The organism is Shewanella sp. SACH, assembly GCF_001887095.2.
Taxonomy (GTDB): Bacteria; Pseudomonadota; Gammaproteobacteria; order Enterobacterales; family Shewanellaceae; genus Shewanella; species Shewanella baltica.
This window is the reverse complement of record NZ_MPDG02000002.1, coordinates 961,380-982,884: the sequence shown is the minus strand read 5'-3', so window position 1 is coordinate 982,884 and position 21,505 is coordinate 961,380. Positions and strand designations below refer to the sequence as shown.

Sequence of the window (21,505 nt, the reverse complement as noted above, 5' to 3'; positions counted from 1 at the left end):
TTTACCTTAGCAATAAAACCTTATTGTTTTGAGTATAGATAAGCACAAATATTTCGCCCGTGGTCTAAGGCTTGTTTTCACCAATCAACAGTTAATTGCTCAATAATTCAACATCAAGTTATACCCGCAAATAAAAATGCCCGAGACAAAGCCCGGGTATTTAGAGGTTTTAAAACAAGCAGCGCTTAGGCGGTGAAGTGCTGCTTCATAACCCGCAACACTTTATCTATGTCCTGACGGCTCACATCTTTGTGAGTCACAAGCCGAATCGTGCGCCCAGGGCTTATTAGAATGCCTTCAGCTCGACAGTGTTTCGCCAATAAAACCGCATCAACTTTAGGCGCTAATTTGGCAAATAACATATTGGTTTGTACTGCGGCTAAATCGACGTCGAACTCACTCAACTCTGCCAACTGGCGAGCCAAATACGCCGCGTTGTCATGATCTTCACTCAGTCGTTGCACTTGCTCAGTTAAGGCGAGCTTACCTGCCGCTGCAAGTATCCCAGCTTGACGCATACCGCCACCGAGCATCTTACGCCAGCGAATCGCTTTCTTAATCAAACGCTCGTCACCTAAGAGTAATGAGCCAACTGGCGCGCATAACCCTTTGGACAGACAAATCGACACAGAATCAAAATGCGCCGTAATCTTACTTATCGCGATATTCTGCGCCACAGCCGCATTAGCAACTCGCGCGCCGTCGAGATGGATTTTTAATCCGCGATGAAAGGCCAATGCCTGCGCGTCCGCTAAATAGCTTTGCGGGATCACTTTACCGCCAATCGTATTCTCTAAACTGAGCAAACGCGTGCGGGCAAAGTGGATATCGTCAGGCTTAATGGCGGCTTCAATATCGGCCAAGGCAATGGTGCCATCGACTTGATTCAACAAAGGTTGGGGTTGAATGCTGCCTAAGACGGCGGCTCCGCCACCCTCAAATTTATAATTGTGGGCCTGCTGGCCACACAGATACTCATCACCACGCTCACAGTGGGCCATCAAAGCCAATAAATTCGCCTGCGTACCTGAACAGGTAAATAATGCGCTTTCAAAGCCAAACATCTCTGCGGCCATATCCTGCAGACTATTTACCGTGGGATCATCACCGTAAACATCGTCACCTACTTCGGCTCTGGACATGGCTAATCGCATCGCTGCTGTTGGCTGGGTAACAGTATCACTGCGTAAATCTATCATCTCGTCCTCAACTTAAGGTTTGGTTGGCGCTTAATGGGCTCAAGACTCTAGCGCCAAAGGCTTATTTTGTATAGTTTATCATCATGCTTATTCATCATGTTACTGACTCCAAACGTGAATACATGGGCGAAGTGATGATCTAAATATTGGCTTCAACTAATAAAAACATAAATATACTCAAGATATTGCCGATATATGCCTGTCGATGAGTTGACGCGTGAACGCGTTTCACTTGGCGAAATGCGCCTAAGTCGATAGAATGCCGCACTAAGATGGTCATGCTACAACCATGCGATCACTTTAGTAATTTTGACTAGTACTTATCGTTCAATAGGTGATTTGTAGTGAAAAATTCCCAATCTCGATGGATTCAGCTGGTACTTTTACTATTAAGTTTAAGCCTGACATCGCAGGTATTCGCTTGGTCTGATACTGACCAAGATGGCGTGCCTGACATCAAAGATGCCTGCCCTAACACAGCGCCAGACACGCAAGTAATGGCCAATGGCTGTGTTGAAGAGGTAGAGGTGGAAGCGACTGCATCAGCAGATTGTAGTACGAGTAATCCCAATGCTGAGTTCAGCGCAGATTGTCATAATATTTCTACCGCTGTGGTGTATTTTGAATTTGCCATTGCCGAAGTTGACTTTTCGCAATGGAAAACTTTAGCCTTAGTGAAAGCATATTTAGCAGCGAATGATGTCGCATTAACCTTAGTGGGCCACACGGATATCGTTGGCACGCCTGAGTTTAATTATCAGCTGTCACTTCAGCGCGCTCAAAATGTGAAACGTATTTTGGTTGAAGATTATGGCTTTAATCCAAATCGCTTTACCGTAATGGGTAAAGGTATATCTGAACCTGTAGCGGACAACCGTTCTAGCGAAGGGCGCAGTTTAAATCGACGAGTACAATTTATCGTCAATAATAAATAGTTTTAGTTAGCGTATATTTAGGGAGTTATTCAATGGAAAACCTTGAAGGTTTATTAAAGCAAGCACCGGATCTAATTGTGACTTATGGCTTAAAAGTTTTATTTGCCATTATCATTTTCTTTGTTGGTAAATACTTTGCCGGCGTAGCGCAAAAGCTGGTTCGTAAATTACTGAACAGCCGTAAAGTTGATCCGACCGTTGTTTCATTTGTCGCAAACCTCGCTTGGGCAATTGTGTTTGTTTTCGCAGTGATTGCCACCTTAGGCCAAATTGGCGTACAAACCGCATCATTGGTCGCCGTTATCGGTGCCGCTGGTTTAGCGGTGGGTTTAGCGCTACAGGGTTCTCTGTCTAACTTCGCATCGGGCGTGTTAATGGTGTTATTCCGCCCTTGCCGCGTTGGTGACTATATTGAAGCCGCTGGCATTGCCGGTACTGTTGATGAAATTACTATATTCTCAACCAAGCTTCGTACACCAGACAACAAGGTTATTGTGGCGCCAAATTCATCCATCATGAATGGTACTATCACTAACTATTCGGCAATGGATACTCGCCGTATCGATTTAGTGATTGGCGTATCTTATTCTGCCGATATCGCACTCACGAAGAAAATCTTAACTGAGATTTTAGACAACAACCAATATGTGTTAAAAGAGCCATCATATACAGTTGGACTGGCTGAATTAGCGAACTCTTCAATTAATTTCGTGGTTCGCCCTTGGGTAAAAACAGCTGATTATTGGACGGCTCGTTTCCAACTGCTTGAGCAAATCAAAAATGCATTAGATGCAGCCGATATCGGTATTCCATTCCCACAAATGGATATTCATGTCAAAGAATTGCCACTCAGCAAATAACCCTAAATGAATAACAAAGGTCGGCAATTGCCGGCCTTTTTTTATGGTTCCACGTAGCATTTTAGCGTACCTTAAAGGACAGATATTAGCGAAGGCACAGATATTCATGTGCGAGGAAATCCAATGCAAAAATACGTATCATTTTTAGCCGCCAGCTGCATTTATGGCTTAGTGCTAATAAGCCCCAATGTGCTTGCCAGTGAGAAAACCCAGGTTCTTATGGGTGAAAAAACCGTCACCTTAGAAGGAAAATTACCTAAGCTGTCGCAAATGGCGCCAGGATTCAAAGTGGTTGATGATCATTTTGCGCCAGTTATGCTAAGCGACTTTAAGGGTAAAACCGTGCTGATAAGTGCCGTACCAAGCTTAGATACGGGCGTGTGTGCACTACAAACTAAACGTTTCAACAGCGAAGTAGGCCATTTTTCCGATGACGTGGTCATGCTAACCATCAGTGCCGATTTACCCTTCGCACAGAAACGTTTCTGCAAAGTAGAAAACGTAGATAAAATCAAAGTACTATCCGATTCCGTCTGGCGTGATTTTGGTGAAAAATATGGCTTGTTGATTCAAGATTACGGCTTGCTCGCGAGAGCTATTTTCATCATAGATGCCGAAGGTAAACTCCAATACCAAGAGTTAGTACCGAATATCACCGAGCATCCTAACTATGATGCCGCACTTGAAGCGCTGAAAACCATTCAAGCACAGCAGTAATTTACCGCTAAAAAACAGGGCAGCCTTAGCTGCCCTTTTGTTTTACGATTGTATATCTACGATTTGGTTTTACGATCTAATGTGTGTGCTGATCGCCATTGGCCTGATAATCAAAGGTCGGCATAGACCAATGATAGCGCAGCGCCAACATCCGCAGGCTAAAACCAACACTCAGACAAATAACCAGATTAATCCACTCGGTTAATTGATAGGCTTTTAAGACGATATACAAGCCTGCCGTCAGTAGTGAAATCACTGCGTAGAGTTCTTTCTTAAAAATCAAAGGCACTTGATTACACAGGATATCGCGGATAACGCCACCAAAGACGCCCGTCACCAATCCCATCACCACGGCAATCGTTGGGCTAAATCCCAGCATTAAGGTCTTCTGCGCGCCCACGATAGAGAACACAGCTAAGCCTAAGGCATCGATAGCCAAAAATAACTTAGACAGATAACGCATCACAGGGGCGATAGCAACAGTGAGCAAAGAAGCGAATGCAATCGCAATAAGGTAATTCACGTGCTCAACCCAAATTAAGGGGTAATTGCCGAGCATCATGTCCCTTAGTGTGCCGCCACCAATCGCCGTTGCGCAGCCAATGATCACTACACCAAACAAATCCATCTGCTTGCGACCCGCCGCCAGAGCGCCCGTCATAGCCTCGGCAATGATACCAATCAGCCAAAGTAATCCAATAATCTGCGTCTCATGCATCTTTGCTACTACCAACAAGGTAAAGAAACAGATTCTGCCTGAGAAACCCTCAGTTCTATAATGATTTTATTTTGAATTCATCATTAGAAAAATTAATTCATCATTTCATCAATAATGGATTACCATCACCTACAACCACAAAATAGCACTGTATAAATTGCAAACAAAATAGCCAGTTATACGTAAAACTACTTCTCACGACTATTTAGATAACCAAAATTTTTAATAAGTATTAATAACGTAAATTCAATCAGATGATAAATAACTGCAGATCATCTAATCGAATGGGCAAAACGCATAAAAATCAGCCACAAAAAAGCGGCCATCAGGCCGCTTAATTTTCATTCAAACGGAGTCAGAACTACTTAGTGTCAGGCTTAGGGGGATAATTTGCCATCACACTGCCCACAGCTTGATTGATGATCTGTACTCTTTCTTCAGGGGTATTTTTGTCGCGAATGGTATCGGCAACAGAACCACGCCAAATAAGCTTAGTAGTTTTATTATCAACTAAATCAATAATCAGCGTACCAACTTCATATTCTCTCACTGTAGTTTGGGTCTGCATATTGCCGCCCCAACCCCATCCTGGACCATAGTATGGGTTGTAGCCAAAATTACTATTGAAGGTATCAACATTGATTTTCTTATCGACTTTGGTCAGGTAGTTAACCAATACATCAGCGTCTTTCGCATCAACTAATGTCATGCCTTTACTCGCTAACTGGCTATTAACCGCCTCTCTTACTCTTTGGTCCATCAAGCCATCAAGATGATATCCGGCAGAATCGGCTTTCTGAGCAACCCAAGCATAGGTTTTATATTGGGTAAAATTAGCGCTAGGATCATAGTCCCAGCCAGACTTCATCGAGCTACAGGCACCTAATGCCAGCACGGCTAAAGCTACAAAAATATTTTTCATCTTAATTTCCTCAGATGTTCGAACCGAACAAAGACAAGTATCAGAGATATGAATTTAGCTTACAGAGCAATCATCTGATCTACAACTCAATTGATTAAAAAGCAGCATCTCATTCAGCTTGACTTCAGCAAAATCAAAGATGATAATGATTATCAATTAAGGTTAAAGGAGTAATGAAATGTACTGGTTTATTAGCGCGTTTTTGGTTGCATCAGCCATTTTCTTCCTTGCGCCAGAAAAAATCTCACTCGAGGCAAATAACGCAAAAATAAAGCGCCATTTGCCTGTCAGCTTACTGATTTTACCTCTTGTTGTACTTGGCTGGTTGGTCATCGATGCCGTCGCGAATGGCACTAATTATGCGACAGTCGCCGCATTCGGCTTTGTGACTACCGCCTGCTTAATTGCGTTACCTAAGTTGCATAAATTTATTATGCCCAGCGCCTTACTGACTGCAGTAGCGCTGATCGTCATGGTCTTTATGCGCATAAATTAAAACGGCTGATAACGCTCCCTTTTTCTAAAATATGCTTACTTCCCTGCAAAGAGTTAGCATTTTGTTCAGACCACTTAAGGATAATCCTCAAGTGGTCTTTTTTTACCTCCCAGAACCCCTTCAAATTTGATAAACTGAACGGGTATAAGTCATCTTTTAACACCAATGAATGAAATCTATGAAAGCAGATCCTAATGTATCCTTAGTGTACAGCACCGACAAAGGCCGTATTAATGCAGAGCCCGTCACTAAAGCGATTCCTGAATCCGACGGTATAGTCAGGATCCATAGAGACAGTAAGGGCCGCAAAGGCAAAGGCGTTTCGATTATCTCAGGCCTAGGTCTCGATGAAACCGCGTTAAAAGCAATGGCTCAGACCCTTAAAAAACAATGTGGTTGTGGTGGCACGGTTAAAGATTTCACTATTGAGGTCCAAACAGATAACCGCGAGCAATTAAAGCTATTGCTTGAGAAGCAGAACTACAAAGTTAAATTAGCTGGCGGTTAATCTCGCCCGACTTAGCAATATAGCAGCATGCTAGATCAACTTAGCCACATCGAACGGAGTAGTTAAATGGAGAGTTTGCAGAACCATTTCTTAATTGCCATGCCTTCACTGCACGATACGTTTTTTGAACGCTCAGTCATCTATATCTGTGAACATGATGCCAAAGGTGCCATGGGACTGGTGATCAATAAACCGCTCGGTATCGAAGTTAATTCGCTATTAGAACAAATGGATTTGCCAGCTGAGCAAGTCTCCACCGATTTAGCGTTCAATGCCAATGTCATGATGGGCGGACCCGTTTCCCAAGATCGTGGCTTTGTACTGCATACCTCTCAGCCCTATTGGGCCAACAGCACAGATCTGGGTTGTGGTTTAATGCTAACTACCTCACGCGATGTGTTAACCGCGATAGGAAGCAACAGATCGCCAGAGAAATTCCTCGTCGCCTTAGGATATGCTGGATGGAGCAAAGATCAGCTCGAACAAGAGCTTGCCGATAATTCTTGGCTAACGATTCCAGCAACCAATGCACTCTTGTTTGACATTAAACACGAAGACCGTTGGCCACAGGCCAGCCGAGCTCTTGGATTTGATGCTTGGCAGGTTTCAGCTCAAGCGGGTCACGCTTAAGCCTATTTCTTAATATAAGTCAGCACACTATGAATTCGAAAACCGTATTAGGCTTTGATTTTGGCACTAAAAGTATTGGTGTGGCTATAGGCCAAGAAATCACCGCTAGCGCCACGCCATTATTGTCAATCAAAGCCGTCGATGGGATCCCCAACTGGGATCAGATAGGCGATTTAATCAAAGAGTGGCAACCCGACCTAGTGGTTGTTGGTCTGCCCTTAAACATGGATGGCACTGAGCAAGATATGACCCACAGGGCGCGTAAATTTGCGAACCGTATCAATGCTAAGTTCAAAGTCAAAATAGCCACTCAAGATGAGCGATTAACCACTACCGATGCTAAGGCAAGATTATTCGAGTTAGGCGGATTCAAGGCGCTCACCAAAGGCCAAGTCGATGCTGTGTCTGCCGTACTGATTATTGAAAGCTACTTCGAAAATAACTTCAGCAAGTAATGCCACAATAAAAAACCATATATAAAGAAAAGGATAAGTTGCCTTATCCTTTTCAGTTTGATATTTAACCCGATAAATTACCGGATCAAAAATGTGGCTTCACTAAGTTGGCCATCATAGTAATGTGCGCATCATCATCGTTTAGTGCAGCAATGTAACGGAACTTCTCACCACCCGCCTCGGCAAAGAGATGACCATTCTCACCAACAATTTCTTCCAGCGTTTCTAAACAATCGGCGCTAAAAGCGGGGCAAACGATAGCAATATCGCGCACGCCTTGTTGCGGCAACGCTTTCAAAGTCGCATCGGTATAAGGTTGTAGCCATTTAGCTTTACCAAAACGCGATTGGAATGTCATCACAAACTCATCTTTGCCTAACCCAAGCTTTTCGGTAACCAGTCGAGTCGTTTTCGTGCAGAAGCAATAATACGGATCGCCTAAATGCAAATTACGCTCAGGCATACCATGGTAAGACAACACCAATTTTTGCGGTTTACCATGGGCTTCAAAATCAGCCGTGATCGAACTGGCTAAAGCATTAATAAAATCAGCATTATCATGATAAGTATTAATAAAATGCAACGATGGAATATAGCGCCACTTGGACAACTCAGCCGCAATCGCATCAAAAGCAGAACCCGTAGTGGGCGCCGCATATTGGGGATACAGAGGTAACACCACGATTTTATCAATGCCATTTTGATGCATAGTTTGCAAGGTACTGGCAACCGATGGACTGCCATAACGCATTGCTAAATGCACAGAAACATCATGGTTATCGGCTTTAAGTTTATCCGCTAACTTCGCCGTTTGACGCAAACTAATGTCCATTAACGGTGAGCCGGCCGCCGTCCATACTTTCTGGTATAACGCCGCCGATTTTGCTGGGCGTACCCGCAAAATGATCCCGTGTAAAATAATCATCCACACTAATTTAGGGATTTCGACTACGCGGGGATCCGCTAAGAACTCAGCTAGATAACGCCTAACAGCCGATGCTGTGGGCGCATCTGGCGTACCTAAATTTAATAACAGCACGCCCACTTTGCCGCGTTGTCCGTGTCCAACTTCTTTGGATAAGCCTGAAAATTTAGCCAAAACAGCCTCTTAATTAATAAATACTTATAAAATTAAAGTACAGATTCTATTGCTTGCTTAAGCTCTTCGCTATCTGGCTTCACTTTAGAATTGAACTGTTGCACAACCGCGCCATCGCCGCTAACGACATACTTATAAAAATTCCACTTAGGCGCACCGGTTTTTTCGGCTAAGTATTTAAATACGCTATTGGCGTCACTGCCACGCACAGCCGAAGTCGACAACATAGTGAAAGTGACACCGTAATTGATGTAACACACCTTAGCCGTGTCTTTCTCATCATTTTCTTCTTGGAAAAAATCATCTGATGGGAAACCAATAACCACTAAGCCTTTGTCTTTATAGTTTTCATGCAATGCTTCGAGCGCTTTAAACTGCGGGGTGTAACCACAGTTACTTGCAGTGTTAACAATCAACACTGGCTTTCCCTGAGTCAATTCACACAGATTAACTGTCTCTTCAGAATGTAATTTTCGTACTTCAAGGTTCAAATACTCGGGACAAGTGGCCGCCATAGCGCCAACACTCATCAAGCTCGCTGTCATAGCGAATATCATAGGTAATTTTTTCATTGCTTTCTCCTTTACCGGTACATTACGTAAACGTACTAGGTAAAGATCATATTGAATTAAAAAATAAAAGCTATGGTTAACGACCGCATAGCGATGAAGTAAAACCGATTGAGCTGAACGAAAATCTAACGACACTAACAAAAAGCAGCCCATAAAGAGCTGCTTAACCTAGAACCTGGCTCTCGCGTTAGTCCATGTCTAAGGTGACACCTTCCATAAAGCCTGAGCCCGTGGATTCTTTATTCTGTAATTTAATCATCAAACGTAAATCGTTCGGTGAATCAGCATGGTGCAGCGCATCAGCGTAACTAATCTCGCCATCGACATAAAGTTTGAGCAAGGCCTGATCGAACGTCTGCATGCCCTGCTCGTTGGATTTAGCCATGGTTTCTTTGAGCAAATGCAGCTCGTTCTTCGCAATTAAACTCGCCACCCTTGGGGTGTTGATCAATACTTCAATCGCGGCGCGGCGCCCAGTGCCATCGACTTTTGGGATTAATTGCTGCGCCACAATACCGCGCAAATTCAATGACAAATCGAACAATAACTGCTGATGTTTACTCTCAGGCACGAGGTGCATAATGCGGTCTAATGCTTGGTTGGCGTTGTTGGCATGCAAGGTTGCCATACAGAGATGGCCCGTTTCCGCAAACGACAGGGCGAACTCCATCGTCTCTTGGGTACGAATTTCACCAATCAAGATCACATCGGGTGCTTGGCGAAGGGAGCTTTTTAGCGCCGCATCGAAAGACTCAGTATCTATGCCCACTTCACGCTGAGTGATAATGCTTTTTCTGTGGTCGTGAACAAATTCGACTGGATCTTCAATCGTGAGAATATGACCACGAGCATGACCATTACGATATCCCACCAAGGCCGCCAGAGATGTTGACTTACCCGTACCCGTTCCGCCCACCATAATGATGAGACCACGTTTACTCATCACCAGATCTTTCAGAATGGGTGGCAGTTTTAAATCATCGACGTCAGGGATTTTAGTTTCGATACGGCGCATCACGCAGCCTGACGATTCACGCTGCCAAAAGGCGCTCACCCGAAAACGACCTAAATCCTTTGCCGCAAAAGCAAAGTTACACTCACGACTCGAATGAAACTCTTGTTTCTGCGCTTCGGTCATTAAGGATTCAACAAAATCCAGTGATTGTGCCGGAGTAAAGGCACTTTCGGCCAAGGGACGCAATTCACCGTCAATCTTGGCACTTGGCGGAAAGCCAGCTGTGATGAACAAGTCGGAGGCTTTGCGCTCAACGATCACTTTTAAAAACGGAAGAACATCCATCATAAATCCTTAAAATGTCGCTTGTTTATTCGAACTCTTCGCCATTGCATCTTCACGGGTGATAAGACCGCGATTGACTAAGTTCTGTAAACATTGCTCTAAGGTCTGCATTCCGTGGGCCATACCGGTTTGAATCGCCGAATACATCTGCGCCACTTTGTCTTCACGAATAAGGTTACGAATAGCGGGAGTACCCATCATGATTTCATGGGCGGCGACACGGCCTCCGCCTACCTTTTTAATCAGGGTTTGCGAAATAACCGCTTGCAGCGATTCCGACAACATAGTGCGCACCATGTCTTTTTCACCGGCGGGGAATACGTCGACCACACGGTCAATGGTTTTCGCGGCAGAGGTGGTATGCAAGGTACCAAACACTAAGTGGCCTGTTTCTGCAGCGGTCATCGCCAAACGAATGGTTTCAAGGTCACGCATCTCACCGACTAAAATCACGTCCGGATCTTCACGTAGTGCGCTTCTAAGGGCCGCATTAAAGCTGTGGGTATGGCGGTGAACTTCACGCTGGTTAATCAAACATTGCTTATTTTGGTGTACGAATTCGATAGGATCTTCAATGGTTAAGATGTGATCGTGTCGATTTTCGTTAACGTAATCCACCATAGCGGCAAGTGTGGTACTCTTACCCGAACCCGTTGGCCCAGTCACTAGGACTAATCCCCGAGGGAAACTGGCGATTTTTTTAAAAATCTCCGGCGCACCCAATTGCTCAAGTGACAAGATGTCGCTAGGAATGGTACGAAATACGGCCGCAGCACCACGGGATTGATTGAATGCGTTAACACGAAAGCGTGCAAGATTAGGGACTTCGAACGAGAAATCGATTTCTAAATGTTCTTCGTAGTCCTTGCGCTGCTTATCATTCATTATGTCGTACACTAGGCTGTGTACGCCTTGGTGATCGAGCGCGGGCAGGTTAATTTTTCTCACTTCACCGTCGACACGGATCATGGGAGATATCCCTGCAGAAAGGTGTAGATCCGAGGCTTTGTGTTTTACACTAAATGCCAATAACTCAGTGATTTCCATCGTTTGGGATATCCTTGCAACTAGATAATTACATCATGACAACAATAGCAGACAGACTCGCAATCGCCCAGCGCAGGATCGCACAAGCGGCGCAAAAATGTGCACGCCAACCTAGCAGTATTCGCTTACTTGCCGTCAGCAAGACCAAACCTATTGAAGACATTATAGCAGCCTATCAAGCGGGTCAGCGTTGCTTTGGCGAAAACTATGTCCAAGAAGGCGCGGAGAAAATTACCGCACTAAAGGGGGATTTTCCGGACATTGAATGGCACTTTATCGGGCCACTCCAATCCAACAAAACCAGCATAGTCGCCCAGCATTTCGATTGGATGCACACTGTCTCGCGCGACAAAATTGCCCAACGTCTCAATGACCAACGTCCAGCTGAATTAGCGCCATTAAACGTCTGCATTCAAATTAATATCAGTGCTGAAGACACAAAATCTGGCATAGATGCGGCGCAAATGCTGCCACTGGCCGAGCTAATCGCTCAGCTACCTAATCTCGCACTGAGAGGCCTAATGGCGATCCCAACGGCTACCGCAGATACTGAGTTACAGCTTAAAGAGTTTTCTATGTTAAACAATCTATTTCAAGAACTTAAATCGCATTACCCTAGTGTAGACACGCTTTCCATGGGGATGAGTAATGACCTAGATGCAGCGATTAGCTGTGGTTCTACTATGGTGCGCATTGGCAGTGCCATTTTTGGTGAGCGCAATTACGCGGCGTAAACTCACTCTAGGCATGAAGTTTGAGGTCAGTGTGTGGGCTTGACCTTGTTTTTAGCGCTTTATGCCCAAATACTGTATTAAAGATCACGACATTTAAGTTCAATTAGCGAGAGTCGACTAATCTGGCTCTGACATTCAAATGACTAACCGTTTTATCATCTTGATTTAAGGTGAGTCTGTTACAAATTAACGGTTAACACACTGAAGAGAATCAAATGGATCAACAGAAAATCTGCTTTATCGGTGCCGGCAACATGACGCGCAGCATCATCAGTGGCCTAGTTCATAGCGGCTATCCTGCTCAACTCATTCAAGCGACCAATCCTAGCCAAGGAAAACTCGATGCACTAAAAGCCGATTTAGGGATTTTGGTTTCTCAAGATAATTTAGCTGCAGCAAAAGCTGCCGATGTCATAGTGCTGTCGGTAAAACCGCAATTGATGCAGCAAGTGTGTGAAGCATTACAAACGGTCGATATGTCGCAAAAGTTAGTCATCACTATCGCTGCAGGCATTAAAGCAAAGCGTTATACCGATTATCTGGCGCAGGATATTAAGCTTATCCGCGCTATGCCCAATACACCGATGCAGATTAGTGTGGGCATGACTGGCCTCTATGCGCCTCAGGCTATTTCTACCGAGCAAAAAGCCATTTGCGATCGTTTGATGTCAAGCGGCGGCGAAATTGTGTGGGTTAATGAAGAGTCAGAATTAGATCAAGTGATTGCACTATCGGGCAGTTCACCGGCTTATTTCTTTTTGCTAATGGAGTCTATGATAGATGCAGGCAAAGAAATGGGAATGGATGAAGACAAAGCCAGAACTTTAGTGCAGCAAGCCGCGCTCGGCGCTGCTATGATGGCAAAGCAAAATCCACAACTGAACTTAGGTAATCTAAGGGAGAATGTCACCTCAAAGGGCGGTACCACCGCACAGGCGCTGGCGACATTTGAAGCTGCGGATATGCGTGGTTTAGTAAAAAAAGCCATGGAAAACTGCATTAAACGTGCAGAAGAAATGGCTAAGACATTTTAATTTCCACTAACGCGTTTTTATATCGGACTTTAATAGGTAGAAATCTCGATGAATGCATTTACCTTTTTAATCACCACACTATTCGACTTATATTTGATGGTGGTGATTTTGCGGATTTGGCTGCAACTGGCAAGGGCGGATTTTTACAATCCTTTTAGCCAATTTATTGTCAAAGCGACTCACCCGCTCATCGCGCCAATGCGCCGTATTCTGCCTTCCTTAGGACGGTTTGATACCGCATCATTCGTCCTCGCGTTGCTGGTCGTGATGGTCAAAGTACTGCTGATCAGCCTTATCGCGGGCGGTGGCATAGACATACTGCTGTTTTTGATGTTTGCCGTCGTATCTGTGATCAAAAAAGCAGGGGTCTTGCTGTTTTGGATGCTGTTGATACGCGCAATATTGAGCTGGTTTAATCAAGGCTATAACCCAATAGTGATGGTCATGGGTCAGTTAACTGAACCCGTATTAGCGCCAATCCGCCGTATCATACCGCCAATTGGTGGCTTAGATTTATCGGTAATGTTGGTGATTATTGGTATGAATTTCCTCAATATGTTACTTGCCCAATATATCCCTTATTGGGCTGTGATCTAATGAGTGCAGTGACTTTGCAGCAAGGTGACTTGCTGCTTAATCTCTACATTCAGCCTAAGGCCAGCCGAGATCAAATAGTAGGATTGCACGGTGATGAGCTAAAAGTAGCCATCACTGCGCCGCCTATTGATGGCAAGGCCAATGCCCATTTAAGCAAGTACTTAGCAAAGACCTTTAAAGTGCCCAAGAGCGACATTCATATAATGAAAGGTGAACTTGGTCGGCATAAGCAAATCCGCGTGATTGACCCCAAGATCATCCCAAGCGTCATTACTGAGCTGATGGGACAAACTAGCTGAGCTAATGCTATTGAAAGGCTGAAAACCAACAAATTTCTTTGAATGCGGTTAATTTATCGATAAACAGATAAACATAAACAATAGTCACAGCGACCTATACTCAAACATTCCCTAATATGAGGTATCCCATCATGTTCCGTAATATTCTGGCTGTATTAGCCCTCACCGCTAGCCTTTGTGGTGTTGCAAACGCAGAGCAAAAAGAAACTGTCGGCAATTTTGACATTCATTACATGGCACTTGGCAGTACATTTTTAACGCCTAGCATAGCCAAATCCTATGGCATTCAGCGCAGTAGCTATACAGGCATTATCAACATTGCCGTGTTAGATATCAGCGAAGCGAATAAACCCGCAGTACCCGTTGAAATTACCGGTGTCGCCAATAACTTATTAGATGCTCGAATCAACTTAACCTTCAAAGAGATCCGTGAAGGTGATGCGATTTATTATATTGCCGAAGTCCCTTACCGCGATGATCAAGAGATCAACTTCAATATCGCGATCAAGCATGGTAATCAATTAAATACCAACTTGCAGTTCAAGCAAAAATTCTACGTCGAATAAGCCAAGCTAAGATTATCGCAAGTCATACACCACTTTAGGACGGTACAAGTCTGTACCGCCCCGCCCTTTTCCTGTCCTTTAGCTCGCAGCTTGGGTATCATTGCCGCAGTATAAGTCGCCCCAATGATATAGGTGTTCCATGCAACAAATCGTCCTCGCCAGTGGCAACAAAGGCAAACTCGCCGAATTCGATCAAATGCTCGCCAGCTACGGTGTCACTGTACTGCCGCAGAGTCAGTTTAATGTCAGCGAAGTGGCCGAAACGGGCACCACTTTTGTCGAAAATGCCATTATCAAAGCCAGGCATGCAGCCGAAATCACCGGACTTGCCGCCATTGCCGATGATTCAGGTTTAGAAGTGGATTTACTCCAAGGCGCTCCCGGCATTTATTCAGCGCGTTACGCGGGCGAAAATGCCAAAGATCAAGACAACGTATTGAAGCTACTTGAGACATTAAAAGACCAGCCAGCACCTCGCAGTGCGAGATTCCAATGCGTGCTGGTATATATGCGCCACGCCAAAGATCCAACCCCAATTATTTGCCAAGCCGCATGGGAAGGCCAAATCGACTTTAACCAACGTGGCGCCAATGGCCATGGTTACGATCCGATTTTTATCCCTGAAAATTATCAATGTAGCGCGGCGGAGCTGAGCAGCAACGAGAAAAATGTCTTAAGCCATCGTGGTAAAGCCCTAGTGCAACTCATCGCTGCCATGCAAGCCCAAGGCGTGTTAACTGGCGGGAATGCACAATAATGTCGTCAACTGCCGTGACTACTGCGATGAAACTTGAACTGCCGCCACTCAGTCTGTATATCCATATTCCTTGGTGCGTACAAAAGTGTCCTTATTGTGACTTTAATTCCCATGGTCAAAATGGTGAGCTGCCACAGGAAGCCTATGTTGATGCGCTATTGGAAGACTTACGCCAAGACTTACATCTCGTCCAAGGGCGGCAAATCCATACCATCTTTATCGGTGGCGGCACACCATCCTTATTCGATGCTTTGCAAATCAAACGCATACTCGATGGTGCCAATGCGCTAATCCCCTTTAGTGACAATATCGAAATCACCATGGAAGCCAACCCTGGCACCTTAGAACACGATGACTTTAGTGCCTATCGCGCAGCTGATGTCACTCGTTTATCTATCGGTGTGCAGAGTTTTTCTAAGGATAAGCTCAACTTACTTGGACGTATTCACGATCAAAACGAGGCACAAGTCGCCGCTCAAAAAGCCAGCCAAGCGGGATACTTGAGTTTTAACCTCGATTTAATGCATGGATTACCCAACCAAAGTTTTGCTGAAGCGATGGCCGATATCGACACGGCAGCGGCGCTGAATCCGCCCCACCTGTCTTGGTATCAGTTAACAATTGAGCCCAACACCCTATTCCACTCAAAACCGCCGCAGTTGCCCGATGACGAAGCGCTCTGGCATATCTATGCGCAAGGTCAACAAAAGCTGGCCGCATTAGGGTATGAGCAATACGAAATATCCGCTTATGCGAAACCCGGTTACCAATGTAAGCACAATCTCAACTACTGGCAGTTTGGTGATTATCTAGGCATAGGCTGTGGCGCCCACGGTAAAGTGACGCTGCCAGAAGAAAACCGCATTATACGCACGGTAAAAATTAAACATCCCAAGGGATATCTGAGTGCCAGCAACTACACCTTCGAATCGATTGATGTGGCAGAGGAAGATCGCGCGCTTGAATATTTAATGAATCGCCTGCGCCTGATGACACCTATCCCTAAGCAAGAATTTGAACTGCGTACCGGACAGCACAGAGACACATTGACCGAAGGAATGGAAAAGGCCAAACAACGCGGTTTACTCACAGAATCCGCTGAACATTGGCAATTAACCAGTAAAGGTCACATGTTTGTTAATGATTTACTGACACAATTCTGCTAAGTCTGCCGTTAAAATAGCTATATAAATAATGTGTTAGTGGTCAATCGTGCAGTTTAATACTATTACTGCTAACACATTTTCTAACATTAATATCCATACATTCTTGTCCAGCTTCTTTAGAATTGATGCAACTCAAACTAGGAAGCCTGATCATGCCAATAAAAACTAAAATCAGCTTAGTCGCACTGACCCTTTCAGCTCTACTGACCATTCCCGCATATGCAGCATCAACTTCGCCAGCCTTACACAGTGCAAGCGAACCTATGAATGCAGTGGTGCAAACCGAGTCAGACAAAGCCAATGCGTTGTTCGAAACCATCTTCATGGAAAACATCATGGCGAGCCCCATTTCGCAAACCTATATGGGGATCAAGCAAGACTATGATAAATGGGATGAACTGGGTGATGCCGCCGATGATAAAGCCCTAGCGCGCACGAAAAAACAACTGGCGCAGGTCAACCAGATTGATGCGGCCAAACTCGATCCACAAACGCATCTTAGCCTTACGTTACTGAAGCAAAATCTGCAAAATGACATCGAAGATGACCAATGGCGCTACCATAATTACCCTGTGAATCAGATGTATGGCGGCCACTCTATGATAGCCTCCTTCTTAATTAACCAACATCAAATCACAGATGTCAGCGATGCCAAGGCCTATATCAGCCGCTTGAATGGCGTGCCTAAACGTTTAAGTCAATTACAGACAGTTTTAGAAGTCCGCGCAGATAAAGGCATTATTGCGCCTAAGTTTGTATTCGCTTATGTGATTTCAGACAGCCAAAACATCATCAAAGGTGCGCCTTTTGATAAGGGCGATGACAGCGCGCTACTCGCAGATTTTCGCCGTAAAGTGAGCGAATTAGCGATTCAAGAAACGGAAAAGCAAGCACTGATTCAACAGGCTGAGCAAGCACTAGTGACCCAAGTCGAGCCCGCCTATAACAAGCTCATCAGTTACATCAAAACCTTAGCAACCAGAGCTGACGACCGCGATGGTGCGTGGAAACTCCCTAACGGCGATGCCTTCTACAACAATGCCTTGGCTCGCACTACTACGACAAACATGACCGCCGATCAAATCCATGACTTAGGCCTTTCTGAGGTGGAACGTATTCACAATGAAATGCGCGCCATCATGAAGAAGGTCAATTTTAAAGGCGATTTACAGCAATTCTTTAGCTTCATGCGTGACGATCCCCAGTTCTACTACCCCAACACCGCCGAAGGCAAAGCCGCCTATTTAGCTGAGGCGACTAAGCTCATCGACAATATGAAATCGCGCTTAGATGAAGTGTTCAAAGTAAAACCTAAGGCCGCCATGATAGTGAAACAGGTTGAAGCCTTTAGAGAAAAATCCGCGGGTAAAGCCTTCTATGAGCAACCTGCGCCGGATGGCTCGCGTCCAGGTAGCTACTATGCAAACCTATATGACATGAAAGCCATGCCGAAATACCAAATGGAGGCACTGGCCTACCACGAAGGTATTCCGGGTCATCATATGCAGATCGCCATTTCCCAAGAGCTGCAAAATATTCCTAAGTTCCGCAAGTTTGGTGGCTATACCGCGTATATCGAGGGCTGGGGTTTATATAGCGAATCTTTCCCGAAAGAAATGGGACTCTACGCCGATCCCTATTCTGACTTTGGTCGTCTAGCAATGGAGCTATGGCGTGCATGTCGCTTAGTCGTTGATACAGGTATCCACGCTAAAAAGTGGACCCGAGAGCAAGGCATTGCCTATTACGTGGATAATACGCCCAATGCTAAATCAGATGCGGTGAAAATGGTTGAACGCCATATCGTTATGCCATCGCAAGCGACAGCCTATAAAGTGGGCATGATTAAGCTGCTGGAACTCAGACATAAAGCAGAGCAACAGCTTGGCAGTCAATTTGATATCCGCGACTTCCATACGCTAGTACTTGCTAACGGCGCATTGCCACTGGATGTGTTAGAACAACAAGTCGATCTCTGGATAGCCAGTAAGAAGAAGGCCTAATACCCTAATGTTTTAATGCCTTAATGCTGAGTCGTGAAGCATTGTTAACCTGCTTCACGACTAAAGCGACATAGATAGCTACGCCCAATAAAAAAGCCACTCGAAAGTGGCTTTTTTATTGGTACCATTATCCCGTTAGATAACAGAACCCTTCTCACTGTGGGTCACTATATTTGTTGTATTAATTTATGCTTTAGCACTCGCCTTCACACACTTAACACACAGTTGCGACTTTAGGGTACAGGGAGACAAAACGCTTGCCTAAGGCTACACAAACCATCAATAAAAAATTACCTCAGCGATAAGGCTGAGGTAAACCAAAAACTAGGATGATGGTTTAAAGAGCCAACATTGTTTTAGTTCTCAAACTTCTGTTGGCTGTGATCCAAAACTGCATTAATGCCGACCTGTACACAAAAATTGAAAGGGGTCATTTCCAATAAACGTATAGGACTCAGGTCATTCCGAATCAACTGCCACCATTGTATTCAATTAAGAACAGAGTTCAAGGATGTTATAAAAAAGTGCTTTAGAACACCCTAAAAAATCATCAGCAAATGTACTCATCAACTCAATCTAAAGTATTGATTTTAAATGAACATAAAAGTGCTTGGTTAATTTAAAATCACATAAGACTGCTTTTGAGAACAATGTTTCCTATTTTACTGACGTTTACTGAATAATTCGACATAGGGAGCATCCCAATACGGCGGCGTTCCTATGTGATCTTTGATGAATTCGATAAAAGAACTGACCTTAGGTGCTAAGTGCTTACGACGGGGATAAACCGCCTGCAATGGCAGATGGTGGGTCAATTGCCAATCCTTCAGTAAAGGCACTAATGTTCCCTTGGCAATTTCATCTTCCATCAAATAACTTGCAAGATACACAACCCCAAGACCACTGATTGCAGCAGATTTTAATGCTGGCGCGTTATCTACCCTGAAATTGCCCGATACGCCAATTTCACAGTAATCATCACCCTTCTTAAATTGCCACATGCTGTGCTCGTGCCACTCGCCTTGATAGACCAAACAATTGTGGTCAACTAACTGCTCAGGTCGTGTTGGCTCGCCATGTTGAGCAATATAGCCTGGAGAAGCAACTAACAGGAATTGGCACTTCATCAGAGGTCTAGCAACCATGCCAAGCGGTAATTGCTCCGACATAGTTAACAATAAATCTAAGCCTTCACTCACTACATCTACTTTATGGTCCAGTAAGCTCACTTGTAGCTCAAGCTCAGGATGTTTTGCCATAAAGGATGGCAGCGCAGGAATGATATGCATCACCCCAAAGGATTGGGAAATCCCCACCTTGAGCACACCGCGGGTCGCATCATTTAAGTTATGCACGCTGGCTATCGCTTGTTCAGCGTCACGCAGCAGTTCTTCACCTTGCAGATACAGCAAATGCCCTGCTTCAGTCAGGCTTAAGCTACGGGTGGTACGTTGGATTAATTGAACACCAAGTCTATGTTCAAGATCGGCGACTTGTGTACTGACCTTAGACTTAGAGATCCCAAGCCTTCTTGCGGCGGCACTAAAACTACCAGCTCTGGCCACATGAGTAAAAATCGCAATAGGTTCTAACAGTTCTAACATGGAAGTCGCCTTAAGCTGTTTACGACAATGATATTAACTTTCGGTGAGTAGCAGTGGTTAGCGTAATCATCGCTTTAAAATAACCATAGCATTGATATCTCGCATTAAAGTGATATAACGCAGAGATTTAGACCGAAAAAGTCCACTAAAGTAGGGTGTTATATCTGACTGATATGCCAGCTTTTAATTATATTTTAAGAGTATACCAAATATTCGTCTCTAGACTGTAACATTCCGAACTAAATCGCTGCAAGCCAAGCCTACAAGCCACATCGACTTTATCCTCATAGCTTTCGCCACTAAGAATTAGCCAATAAAAAAGCCCCTAGGCGATAAATTGACTAGGGGCGTAGCATTCAAATTTGACTCATGCACAAGGAGATAGAAGTTATTGCAGTTAAAACTCAGGGCTATTCACAAAAACTATTAACAAGGACGATTAACAAGAACTATTCACGCAGCTCCTTGGTTGAGTTTTGTGTCAACGCATAAGGCGCGAGTTCTGGTACTTCTTGGCGTAATTGATTTTCAAGCACTAACAGATTTTCAAATCGGTCGCATAAACGGTCAGCCTTAGCTTCCAGCCCCTTAGATTGACTCTCAATTTGTTGCTCAATATCTTGGCCTAAGTTGTCAATTTTCTTAGAGAAGGCATCCATTTTGGCTTCAAAACTATCACCGTCACCCGACATGATTTGGCCACCTATGGTCATCATAATGGTGCCCACTGAGTTCTGAACAATTTGCTCCATTTCCTGCTCGAATTCGTCGTTAAAGGTGTTCTGAATTGAGTCTTCCGTCGCACCGAGATAGAAGCTATCGCCATGACGGTAGGCCACTGAATCAACGCGCTTTTGGACACCTGCCATCATTTCATCGAATTTAGCACCGGCCGCATCGCCCATTAAAGGGGTTAACGCCATGCTCACCGCTTGGGACGCTAATGCGACGGCCTCGTTCACGACTTCAATCACTTCAGGCACTTGCGTCGACACTTCATCGGCGTATTGAGTCACTAACTTTCTTTGCTTATCGGTTAAGTTTACTTGTTTGCCTTCAACAAATAACTTATCGACTTCGATGCGATACTTTTCTGTGCCCTTCTCGCTCATGACTAATTTTTTAGGTTCAACCATAACGTCATAATTTAAAGAGACTTCACAGCGCTCATCGACTTGAGGCTCTGTTTGCGCTTGCGCCAACTGTAGGCTAGATGCCCCTAAAATCACGCCGGATAAGGCGAATCCAGTTAATAGCTTATTTAATTTCATGTTGTTCGTCCTTTAA

General features: G+C 44.6%; 24 protein-coding genes. 15 read left to right on the top strand and 9 right to left on the bottom strand.

The window, feature by feature from the left end; genetic code table 11:
• Nucleotides 1-185: 185 nt before the first annotated feature.
• Nucleotides 186-1,199 (bottom strand): low-specificity L-threonine aldolase, encoded by a 1,014-nt coding sequence (ltaE, locus tag BM607_RS12255; RefSeq protein ID WP_071938278.1) that lies wholly within the window; start codon nucleotides 1,197-1,199, stop codon nucleotides 186-188.
• Between the two features lie 344 nt (nucleotides 1,200-1,543).
• Between ltaE and BM607_RS12250 the strand changes: the two genes are divergently transcribed.
• The 3 genes from BM607_RS12250 to tpx all read left to right on the top strand — a co-directional run bounded on the left by BM607_RS12250 (nucleotide 1,544) and on the right by tpx (nucleotide 3,711).
• Nucleotides 1,544-2,134 (top strand): OmpA family protein, encoded by a 591-nt coding sequence (locus tag BM607_RS12250; RefSeq protein ID WP_006085698.1) that lies wholly within the window; start codon nucleotides 1,544-1,546, stop codon nucleotides 2,132-2,134.
• Between the two features lie 32 nt (nucleotides 2,135-2,166).
• Complete coding sequence (locus tag BM607_RS12245; RefSeq protein WP_071938279.1) at nucleotides 2,167-2,994, top strand: mechanosensitive ion channel domain-containing protein; 828 nt, start codon at nucleotides 2,167-2,169, stop codon at nucleotides 2,992-2,994.
• 123 nt (nucleotides 2,995-3,117) lie between these two features.
• Nucleotides 3,118-3,711 (top strand): thiol peroxidase, encoded by a 594-nt coding sequence (gene tpx / locus BM607_RS12240; protein WP_063883290.1) that lies wholly within the window; start codon nucleotides 3,118-3,120, stop codon nucleotides 3,709-3,711.
• 76 nt (nucleotides 3,712-3,787) lie between these two features.
• Here tpx and BM607_RS12235 read toward each other — a convergent pair whose 3' ends face one another.
• Together BM607_RS12235 and BM607_RS12230 are read right to left on the bottom strand one after the other, a co-directional pair.
• On the bottom strand, nucleotides 3,788-4,429 hold the full coding sequence (locus BM607_RS12235; RefSeq protein WP_006082508.1) for a trimeric intracellular cation channel family protein: 642 nt from the start codon (nucleotides 4,427-4,429) through the stop codon (nucleotides 3,788-3,790).
• A gap of 361 nt (nucleotides 4,430-4,790) precedes the next feature.
• Nucleotides 4,791-5,351 carry a DUF4136 domain-containing protein gene (locus tag BM607_RS12230; RefSeq protein WP_071938280.1) on the bottom strand — a complete coding sequence of 187 codons (561 nt, stop codon included), beginning with the start codon at nucleotides 5,349-5,351 and terminating at the stop codon, nucleotides 4,791-4,793.
• A gap of 178 nt (nucleotides 5,352-5,529) precedes the next feature.
• Between BM607_RS12230 and BM607_RS12225 the strand changes: the two genes are divergently transcribed.
• From BM607_RS12225 to ruvX, 4 genes are all read left to right on the top strand, one after another.
• Nucleotides 5,530-5,847 (top strand): hypothetical protein, encoded by a 318-nt coding sequence (locus BM607_RS12225; protein ID WP_071938281.1) that lies wholly within the window; start codon nucleotides 5,530-5,532, stop codon nucleotides 5,845-5,847.
• 178 nt (nucleotides 5,848-6,025) lie between these two features.
• The gene (gene yciH / locus BM607_RS12220) at nucleotides 6,026-6,355 is read left to right on the top strand and encodes a stress response translation initiation inhibitor YciH (protein ID WP_037392612.1); all 330 of its coding nucleotides are present in this window, start codon (nucleotides 6,026-6,028) and stop codon (nucleotides 6,353-6,355) included.
• A 66-nt stretch (nucleotides 6,356-6,421) separates the two neighbouring features.
• The gene (locus tag BM607_RS12215) at nucleotides 6,422-6,985 is read left to right on the top strand and encodes a YqgE/AlgH family protein (protein ID WP_006082512.1); all 564 of its coding nucleotides are present in this window, start codon (nucleotides 6,422-6,424) and stop codon (nucleotides 6,983-6,985) included.
• Between the two features lie 29 nt (nucleotides 6,986-7,014).
• Nucleotides 7,015-7,440, top strand: a complete 426-nt coding sequence (ruvX, locus tag BM607_RS12210) for a Holliday junction resolvase RuvX (RefSeq protein WP_006082513.1) — start codon at nucleotides 7,015-7,017, stop codon at nucleotides 7,438-7,440.
• An 85-nt stretch (nucleotides 7,441-7,525) separates the two neighbouring features.
• Here the strand turns inward: ruvX and hemH are convergent, their stop codons facing one another.
• The 4 genes from hemH to BM607_RS12190 all read right to left on the bottom strand — a co-directional run bounded on the left by hemH (nucleotide 7,526) and on the right by BM607_RS12190 (nucleotide 11,458).
• Nucleotides 7,526-8,539, bottom strand: a complete 1,014-nt coding sequence (gene hemH, locus BM607_RS12205; RefSeq protein ID WP_071938282.1) for a ferrochelatase — start codon at nucleotides 8,537-8,539, stop codon at nucleotides 7,526-7,528.
• Nucleotides 8,540-8,571: 32 nt separating this feature from the next.
• Nucleotides 8,572-9,111, bottom strand: coding sequence for a glutathione peroxidase (locus BM607_RS12200; RefSeq protein ID WP_037392614.1), 540 nt, complete (start codon nucleotides 9,109-9,111; stop codon nucleotides 8,572-8,574).
• Nucleotides 9,112-9,298: 187 nt separating this feature from the next.
• Nucleotides 9,299-10,411 (bottom strand): PilT/PilU family type 4a pilus ATPase, encoded by a 1,113-nt coding sequence (locus tag BM607_RS12195; RefSeq protein ID WP_006082516.1) that lies wholly within the window; start codon nucleotides 10,409-10,411, stop codon nucleotides 9,299-9,301.
• Nucleotides 10,412-10,420: 9 nt separating this feature from the next.
• Complete coding sequence (locus BM607_RS12190; protein WP_006082517.1) at nucleotides 10,421-11,458, bottom strand: type IV pilus twitching motility protein PilT; 1,038 nt, start codon at nucleotides 11,456-11,458, stop codon at nucleotides 10,421-10,423.
• Between the two features lie 35 nt (nucleotides 11,459-11,493).
• Here BM607_RS12190 and BM607_RS12185 point away from each other — a divergent pair, with 35 nt between their 5' ends.
• The 8 genes from BM607_RS12185 to BM607_RS12150 all read left to right on the top strand — a co-directional run bounded on the left by BM607_RS12185 (nucleotide 11,494) and on the right by BM607_RS12150 (nucleotide 18,614).
• Complete coding sequence (locus BM607_RS12185) at nucleotides 11,494-12,192, top strand: YggS family pyridoxal phosphate-dependent enzyme (RefSeq protein WP_071938283.1); 699 nt, start codon at nucleotides 11,494-11,496, stop codon at nucleotides 12,190-12,192.
• Between the two features lie 215 nt (nucleotides 12,193-12,407).
• On the top strand, nucleotides 12,408-13,226 hold the full coding sequence (gene proC, locus BM607_RS12180) for a pyrroline-5-carboxylate reductase (RefSeq protein WP_071938284.1): 819 nt from the start codon (nucleotides 12,408-12,410) through the stop codon (nucleotides 13,224-13,226).
• 48 nt (nucleotides 13,227-13,274) lie between these two features.
• The gene (locus BM607_RS12175) at nucleotides 13,275-13,823 is read left to right on the top strand and encodes a YggT family protein (RefSeq protein ID WP_006082520.1); all 549 of its coding nucleotides are present in this window, start codon (nucleotides 13,275-13,277) and stop codon (nucleotides 13,821-13,823) included.
• The gene (gene yggU, locus BM607_RS12170; protein WP_012587167.1) at nucleotides 13,823-14,122 is read left to right on the top strand and encodes a DUF167 family protein YggU; all 300 of its coding nucleotides are present in this window, start codon (nucleotides 13,823-13,825) and stop codon (nucleotides 14,120-14,122) included. The genes BM607_RS12175 and yggU overlap by 1 nt, the downstream gene beginning before the upstream one ends.
• Before the next feature lie 131 nt (nucleotides 14,123-14,253).
• On the top strand, nucleotides 14,254-14,688 hold the full coding sequence (locus BM607_RS12165; RefSeq protein ID WP_006082522.1) for a DUF4426 domain-containing protein: 435 nt from the start codon (nucleotides 14,254-14,256) through the stop codon (nucleotides 14,686-14,688).
• A gap of 139 nt (nucleotides 14,689-14,827) precedes the next feature.
• On the top strand, nucleotides 14,828-15,445 hold the full coding sequence (rdgB, locus tag BM607_RS12160; protein ID WP_071938285.1) for an RdgB/HAM1 family non-canonical purine NTP pyrophosphatase: 618 nt from the start codon (nucleotides 14,828-14,830) through the stop codon (nucleotides 15,443-15,445).
• On the top strand, nucleotides 15,445-16,611 hold the full coding sequence (hemW, locus tag BM607_RS12155) for a radical SAM family heme chaperone HemW (protein ID WP_071938286.1): 1,167 nt from the start codon (nucleotides 15,445-15,447) through the stop codon (nucleotides 16,609-16,611). Before rdgB ends, hemW begins: the two co-directional genes overlap by 1 nt.
• 152 nt (nucleotides 16,612-16,763) lie before the next feature.
• Nucleotides 16,764-18,614 carry a DUF885 domain-containing protein gene (locus BM607_RS12150; protein WP_071938287.1) on the top strand — a complete coding sequence of 617 codons (1,851 nt, stop codon included), beginning with the start codon at nucleotides 16,764-16,766 and terminating at the stop codon, nucleotides 18,612-18,614.
• 662 nt (nucleotides 18,615-19,276) lie between these two features.
• On the opposite strand, the gene BM607_RS12145 is transcribed toward BM607_RS12150, so the two are convergent.
• Together BM607_RS12145 and BM607_RS12140 are read right to left on the bottom strand one after the other, a co-directional pair.
• Nucleotides 19,277-20,218, bottom strand: coding sequence for a LysR family transcriptional regulator (locus BM607_RS12145; RefSeq protein ID WP_006082526.1), 942 nt, complete (start codon nucleotides 20,216-20,218; stop codon nucleotides 19,277-19,279).
• 449 nt (nucleotides 20,219-20,667) lie between these two features.
• Nucleotides 20,668-21,489: a YggN family protein gene (locus BM607_RS12140; protein ID WP_071938288.1), complete on the bottom strand. Its 822-nt coding sequence runs from the start codon at nucleotides 21,487-21,489 to the stop codon at nucleotides 20,668-20,670.
• Nucleotides 21,490-21,505: the final 16 nt, after the last annotated feature.